We start from the raw sequence: 6,672 nt of genomic DNA on the forward strand, positions 1-6,672 counted from the left end.
CGAGCCGGCCCCGATCAGCCCTGGCAAAGCTCCCAGGAGAAGCTGAGCTGTGAGGTGTACCCTCATTTCGCGTTGTGCAAGGAGACGAAGGAGTAGTAGCATATGGAAGAGTCGATGAAGCGGCTCAGGCCCTGGCACCGACCCAATCGTGCCGGGTCAGCGCCATCTGCTCAAGGGCCGGCGGCTCGCCGCGCTGACCCCGAGGCTTCCTGGCGGGAAGAGTTTCCGTATGTCTGGAGCGAAGATGAGGTGGTCACGCGGCGCGATACCCTCTTCTTCCTGCTGGCAGGCTCTGGTGCCCTTTGTCTGGCAACGGGCACCCTGGCGCTTATCGGAGCAGTTTCGGAGGGGAGTCCCGCCAAGGTCGTTCCCGTTGCCCGTGTAGACGAGCTGGGCGAGAATGGCTGGAAAGTGTTTGCTTACCCGGACGAATACGCGCAAGGCATTCTGATCAATCTGCCGGGTAAGGGGCTGGTGGCCTACAGCGATGTCTGCACGCATCTCTCCTGCGCGGTGACCTACCAGCCAGAGAGCCGCCGACTGTACTGTCCCTGCCATGAGGGTCTCTTTGATGCCGCCACGGGTGATGTGCTGGCCGGGCCTCCTACGCGCCCACTGCCCATCATTGAGTTGGAGGAGCGGCAGGGAACCATCTACGCTGTGAGGATGGTGCTGCGATGAGTCAGACAACGAACGAACAAATAGATCCGACAGAACTTCCGCCAGGTCATGCAATCAGGCCGGCTCGCGCCAATCCAGATGACCCGCCAGTTCAGCCCCCTCCGCGCGGGCGGCATGGCCTGCTGCCTGGTCCACGCTATCTGGGTATTCCGGGGCGGGCGGCCATCGTCCAGGCACAGGTCTTGCTCGTCGCGCTCATTGTCATTGTGCAGCTCTGGCTGGTGACCGATGCGCTCTATGAGCTGCTCTCAGGACGGACACGGCTGTTGCCCTGGCTGACCATCGCGAGCCTGTTGGGCTTTGTCCTGGCACTCGTGATCACGCTCTGGCCGAGCCGACGGCTGGCTGAGAAATGACGGTGGAAGCAGTCAGGAGCGCAGTGCATCTCAGCAGACGGGGCGCTGATCATCTGGTAGAGCAACCAATGTATCTGTGCAGAGGAGAACAGGACGTGCAACGGCGTTCTTTCACTGTCTATCGAGCGCAGTGGTGGAGCTGGGTCAAACAGCTCTACCCCGGCTATTTTGCCTGCGTGATGGCCACAGGCATCATCTCCATCGCCCTGTTCCTCAGCCAGGTCTTCCTCCTCTCGGCTGTGCTGGGCTGGCTTGGCGGCGGCCTCTTTCTCTTCTTGCTCGTTGTCTATGGGTTGCGGCTGGTGCGCTATCCCAGAGCTGTTTTGCAGGATGCGACCGATCCCGGGAAGCTTTTTGGCTATTTCACAGCAGTTGCGGCCCCAGGGGTGCTGGCCACGCGCGCTGCTCTCAGCCACTGGGTAGCGCTTCCTGTGATCTTGACAGCGTGGGCGGCTGGGATCTGGTTCGTCCTGACCTATTGGGCCTTCGCCGTCCTGCTCTTTCGCAACGACCGACCGCTGGAGCAGTCGGTCAACGGCGGCTGGCTCATTACGATTGTCGGGACCGAATCGCTGGCGATCGACTGGATCGTACTGAGCGCCTTCTGGCCCGATCAGGCGCCGCTGCTCCAACTGATCGCGTATGCCTTCTGGACCCTGGGGGTCTTGCTCTACCTGATCTTCATCACCTTCATCGTCTATCGGTTCTGCTTCGCGAAGATCCAGCCTGCCGATCTGACGCCTCCCTATTGGATCAACATGGGAGCAATGGCGATCACGACCGTAGCCGGTGTCCGTTTGTTGCAGGCGCTGCATCCGGTTCCTCTCCTGGTGAGTGTTCAGTCCTACATCACCGGGTTCACGCTGATGATGTGGGCCTGGGGGACCTGGTGGCTGCCGCTGTTAGTACTCATTGGCATCTGGAAATACGGGGTGAGGCGCCAGCCCTTGCGCTATGAGCCAGCGCTCTGGAGCATGGTGTTTCCGCTGGGCATGTATGCAACGGCGCTGCACTTGCTGGGGCAGTTGCCCGGATTGGCTTTCTTGCGTGCGCTGGCCACCCCTTGCACCTGGATCGCCTTGAGCGCCTGGCTGCTGGTGATGGGAGGCTGGGTGTTCTCGGTTGGTCGGGCGATACGCCGAGGGCAGGCGGGCCAGGAGCAGCCAGCGCAGCCAGCGGCTGTTTCCTGAAAGGAGCACGAGGCGGGACCAGCGTTTGCACCAGGCTGGGGAGGGCAGCTAGCCATGCCAGGGGGTGTACTGTGGCGGGCTCGTCTGGGTCTGGGCAAGGGAGACCCTGGCCAGGCTGCTTGCCCATCCAGAGGAGGTGGCATGATGAGCTTTGACACACCGGTTCCTGTCCCCGGCCTGGAGCTGGCATCCCGGTCGCGTCCGTGGCGGGAGCGGTTGGTGGCCGCTTTCGTGGCCCAGGGCAGTCTGCGCACGCCGGCCCTGCGCGAGGCCTTTCTGAGGGTGCCGCGCGAAGCCTGGATCAGTGCCTCTGATGAACCGGTCCCTTCCGCTGGCCATCCGAGGCACTGGCAGCGCTGCGAGGCGGGCCAGGGCCAGGGCCAGGAGGCCCAGGAGCAGTGGGCAGCGTGGCGCTCACCGGTTCTGACAGTGACGGCTCCTGGTGCGCATGAGCCATGTATCAAGAGCGCTATCAGCGCTATCGCGAGCTCTTGCTCTCACCTGCGGCTGCCGTGCTGGAGGAGCGCGAGTCAGGGGGTACAAGGCTCCGTGAAAGCGAGGGAAGGGGTGGCCAGTTGGAGCCAGGGTGATTTCGTGCTGGCGAGCAGATAGCCAGGCAACCTGCCCACTCAGTACTATGCTCATCTCAGGGCGCTTCGCGGCTGCCCACCAGGAGCCACTCGGGCTGAGGACGTCCCCAGCGCAAACGTCACTGGAAGCGGCGTATGGAGAAAGATGCCGTAGCCGTATGAATAGATATTCAGTGTGACTCAGCCATCGGCGACAACAGGGTCAGTGAGCAGACAATCGAGGAAAGGCTCCAAGAGGTCGGCGTGGTTGAGCTGATAGCAGCACTTCTTGCCAGAAGGGACCGGGCTTAGGGGAGGGCTGGCCGCTGGGCCTTCCTCGTCGGGCAACTCTGAGGCCAGCTCAAGCATGCATCTGGCTCCGGGAGGCCAATGCTGGGGTGCCCTCCTGCAAAATCGATCAAGCAGCCGTTGGCGATGAATCAGGCCGCTGATGATGACAACCCCGCGTCGCTTTAACAGTCTGGCTGTGATCAAGGCACCTTGTGCGTAGGGAAAGGCACCGTCGGAGATGATGAGCAAGACCTTGCGATGCTGCTGATAGCATGGCTCAAGAAAACGACGGGCTGCCCAGTCCAGCGCCTCCTGAAAGGGGGTAGCGCCGAAGAGGACGCCTGCGGTGCAGAGTTGCTCTTCAAACTCAGCAGGAACCAATGTACTCAGACTCTTCAGCGGACGGATGACCTCGCGGCTGCTTGCCAACCGAACCCAACGCTGAAGGTTGTTCCTGGCCTCGCGCTGGAACTGGCGGAGGAAGAGAGACAGGACAGTCTCCTCAATGAGCGGTCGCAGGATATCCCAACCATGCTTCTGGAGAAAGCGCCTGGTCAGGCTCTCAACAGTGCGGCGATCAAGGCGAGCCGAGATCAAACGCCGCTGGGCCATCAGCTTGCCGAGCAATAGCGTCAGAACCATTGTCACATGCTGCTCGACCTCTCTTTGGAGGTCGGCATAGATGCGCTTGGCCAGGGTCAGAGCGCGTTCCTCATCCAAATCATCAACGATCTCTTCCGGAGTGAAGCCCAGGACGAAGGATTGCAGTGCTGTGACAACATACGCCTCGGCGAAACGTTCCAGGTGCCTTTCAATGATGTGGACATAGTGATCCCGAGAACGCTTGAAATGTCTGCTGGCCTGGCTGAAGACCGAGTCTGCGTATTCCCTGGCAGCACGGCGTGAGACCTCGCGAATCCTGACGGCTCGCCGTTCTAGCCGCTCCTGGAACAAAGCTGCAAGTCGAGGGAAGCAGTCGAGACGGGTGAGGCGGGCCAACAAGCTGCGCTGAAGGCGGCGCGTGGCTGACTCGTGCAGGGCCTGTTCAATGTAGTCCACCAGTTCACCAAAGGCATTGGCCACAATGGCCGTCTGCTCGAAGACCGTGCCGGCGCACTGTTGCCATTTCCGATGGAGGAGCTGCTGGAAGCGCTCTAGATCAGCCTGGCGCGGCACGATCTCACTTAATGCCAGCAGATCGCAGACCAGATCGACCAGGCCGATACTGGCACAGGGCTGCTCCTGCTGGGGCGGGTTGACCTCCTCTGCTTCCAGGCTACGAATGGGGGTGACGTGGCATTGGAAGCCGAACCCCAGACAGAAGACGTCGATCGCTGGTAAGCTATCCTGCTGCACCTGGTGACGAAAAGACTCCACGGCTCTGTTGAGGGCGTGCAGCAGGACCCTGGCGCGCGGCAGAGGCCGACCATCAGTACTACGCCACTGCTGGCGCATTGAGGCGGAGACATCAACCAGAATGCCCAGCAGCAGAGGAGGGCGAGCACCCGTGCGTGTAGAAGAAGTCAAAGGCGAGGCGTCCGTCGTGGACATCGTTAACTCACCATCCTTTGGGGAAGGCCCTGGCGGCCTGCGAATCTTCTAGCAGGCTCAAAACTACACGCACAAATTCTTTGAGCACCGTTGTATGATTCGCCTGAACAAAGAGACGCGCCTGCGGATAAATCGTCCAGCCGTGCCTGAGCAGGTGACGCCATACCTCTGACTGCTCGGGTAAAGGAGAAGCCAGCTCGAACATAACCGCGGCCTCTGGTCCCCAAGAGGGGGCGATAGCATTGCGAAGCTGGCGGGGGTCGCTCAGATCCTGGGGACTGATCAGGCACGAGATAATCGTGACTCCCATTCGCTGCAGCTGTTGGGCCAGGGGCAAAGGGTCCTGCTGGGCAAATTTGCCATCGGAGATGAGCAGCAGCAAGGTCCGAGTGGGAGGCGCTGAGCGTTGCTGCTGCTCTGCCTGAAACCGCCGGATCAGTTCCTCAAACAGCTCGCTGGAAGGCGTCGCCCCAAAGACCAGCTCTTTGAGGGCCGTCAAATCAATGCGCCAACGTGCAGGCACATCAATGAGATCGAGCGCCTCATCTAAGGAAAGTGTTGTGTCCCCAAGTGCCTCTGCCCTGGCCAGAATCGTCGACCGTCTGGCTCTGATCATCTCCTTGATCGCTCTGTGTTCGCCAAGCCGATTGATCACCCGTTGGCCTTTACTGAGCAGGTCACCCAGGTCGAGACTCTTCAGCAAGGCACCTGTCTCAGCATAACCGCTCAGCTGGCGCCGCCAGCTCTGTTTTTTGGCCGCCGCGGCATCCTCGATCTCGGCCTGGGGAAGCTGTTCCCGAATGGCCTTCAGCAGGCTGAAGAGGTCACACACGGGTACCGAGCGCAAGCCGAAGCCATAGGCGAGGAGATCAATGGAGGAGTCCAGAGAGCGGGCCCGGCTCTCCCGCAGGCTGTTCCTGGCTTCTAACAGCAGCTCGCGCCAGGCTAGCTCAACGCTCTGGAGACGGTTCAGCTCCTTCTCACCTTCAGAACGGATACTGGCTTGCATCGAGCCAGAGAGATCAAAGGCACAGCCGATGAGGTAGTGGCCAGGCCGGATATAGGGACGCTCGCGTCGGGCGCTGATCTCCTGCTTGCTCTCTTCGCGCTGCTCTTCGTTCATGGGGGCCACACACTGGCCATACCTGAGTAGGTGCGGCAGCGTTGCTTCATGCGGCCTTGTCAGAGCAAGAGCAATACAGCCCTGCTCGTAAGCCTCCTCATAGGACATTCCTGCCCCCAATCCATCATAGAAGCCGCGGGCAAACTCGATAGCAGCCTCGTCAGAGATCTCCTGGTCCATGGCGATCGTGAAAGGGACCGAGGCCAACGCTGCTCCCTGGGCCAGGGAATAGCAGATGTTGAGTACGACGCAGTCCAGGGCAGGATGTCCTTGGAAAAGTCGCGCCAGGCCAGTCGGAGGAACCAGGTGACAGCCGTGGCGCTCATCTGCCAGAAAAATTCCCTCTCGTATCCCATGACCAGCCAGGTGCACAATCTGATACGACCCTTCTATCAACGCCCGCTGTAGATCCGCTGTCGTGGCTGCCTGACGCGATACAAGCTTAATGCGCTCTCTATAGATGCAGCGCTCAATCGCTTGTCTGATCTGGCGCTCTTCCCGGTCGAGTTCAAGGCGCTGCCCGGGCAGGGGATTGGCAAAGACCAGGAGAACCTTGATCTGTTGAGCACGCACCATCGCTCCCGTCCTTTCACGAATGAAAGGCCAGCCGATACAGAACACTGCTACTCTCTTAGAGTAACATAACTAATGATAAATATCAACAGAAAATCTCTGCAGAAATTTGATTGATTTTTAGTGAAAAACTGAAAAGAATTGGTCGCTCCTGCCAGACTGCGAACGGTAGCGGGACTACAGGAGCGCTTCTCCGCTACCATTGTGGCCTTTCAGCTTGTGCCGAAGTCTTTCGCTCACCAGTTGGCGCGACTGTTGCCAGCAGTCGAGATAGGCTGCGCCCTGGCTTTGCTGCTCGGAATAGCAGCCCGCTGGATGGCTTCCGCTTTGCTTATCTT

General features: G+C 60.2%; 7 protein-coding genes. 5 read left to right on the top strand and 2 right to left on the bottom strand.

Translation table 11 applies throughout. From position 1 onward, the window contains the following. Positions 1-102 precede the first annotated feature (102 nt). The 4 genes from IRZ31_RS19185 (at position 103) to IRZ31_RS19200 (ending at position 2,839) form a co-directional block, all read left to right on the top strand. Positions 103-681, top strand: a complete 579-nt coding sequence (locus tag IRZ31_RS19185; RefSeq protein WP_297156673.1) for a Rieske 2Fe-2S domain-containing protein — start codon at positions 103-105, stop codon at positions 679-681. After that, on the top strand, positions 678-1,037 hold the full coding sequence (locus IRZ31_RS19190; RefSeq protein ID WP_297156676.1) for a hypothetical protein: 360 nt from the start codon (positions 678-680) through the stop codon (positions 1,035-1,037). The genes IRZ31_RS19185 and IRZ31_RS19190 overlap by 4 nt, the downstream gene beginning before the upstream one ends. A gap of 95 nt (positions 1,038-1,132) precedes the next feature. Then, positions 1,133-2,227 (top strand): tellurite resistance/C4-dicarboxylate transporter family protein, encoded by a 1,095-nt coding sequence (locus tag IRZ31_RS19195; RefSeq protein WP_297156678.1) that lies wholly within the window; start codon positions 1,133-1,135, stop codon positions 2,225-2,227. Positions 2,228-2,368: 141 nt separating this feature from the next. Further along, positions 2,369-2,839, top strand: a complete 471-nt coding sequence (locus IRZ31_RS19200) for a hypothetical protein (RefSeq protein ID WP_297156681.1) — start codon at positions 2,369-2,371, stop codon at positions 2,837-2,839. Positions 2,840-2,997: 158 nt separating this feature from the next. Here the strand turns inward: IRZ31_RS19200 and IRZ31_RS19205 are convergent, their stop codons facing one another. Continuing rightward, complete coding sequence (locus tag IRZ31_RS19205) at positions 2,998-4,638, bottom strand: hypothetical protein (RefSeq protein WP_297156684.1); 1,641 nt, start codon at positions 4,636-4,638, stop codon at positions 2,998-3,000. Between the two features lie 7 nt (positions 4,639-4,645). After that, positions 4,646-6,337, bottom strand: coding sequence for a CHAT domain-containing protein (locus tag IRZ31_RS19210; RefSeq protein WP_297156686.1), 1,692 nt, complete (start codon positions 6,335-6,337; stop codon positions 4,646-4,648). A 138-nt stretch (positions 6,338-6,475) separates the two neighbouring features. Here IRZ31_RS19210 and IRZ31_RS21495 point away from each other — a divergent pair. Next, the coding region (locus tag IRZ31_RS21495) for a MauE/DoxX family redox-associated membrane protein (protein WP_363325703.1) at positions 6,476-6,672 on the top strand (197 nt) is incomplete at its 3' end.

This window comes from Thermogemmatispora sp. (assembly GCF_019683635.1).
Lineage (GTDB): Bacteria > Chloroflexota > Ktedonobacteria > Ktedonobacterales > Ktedonobacteraceae > Thermogemmatispora.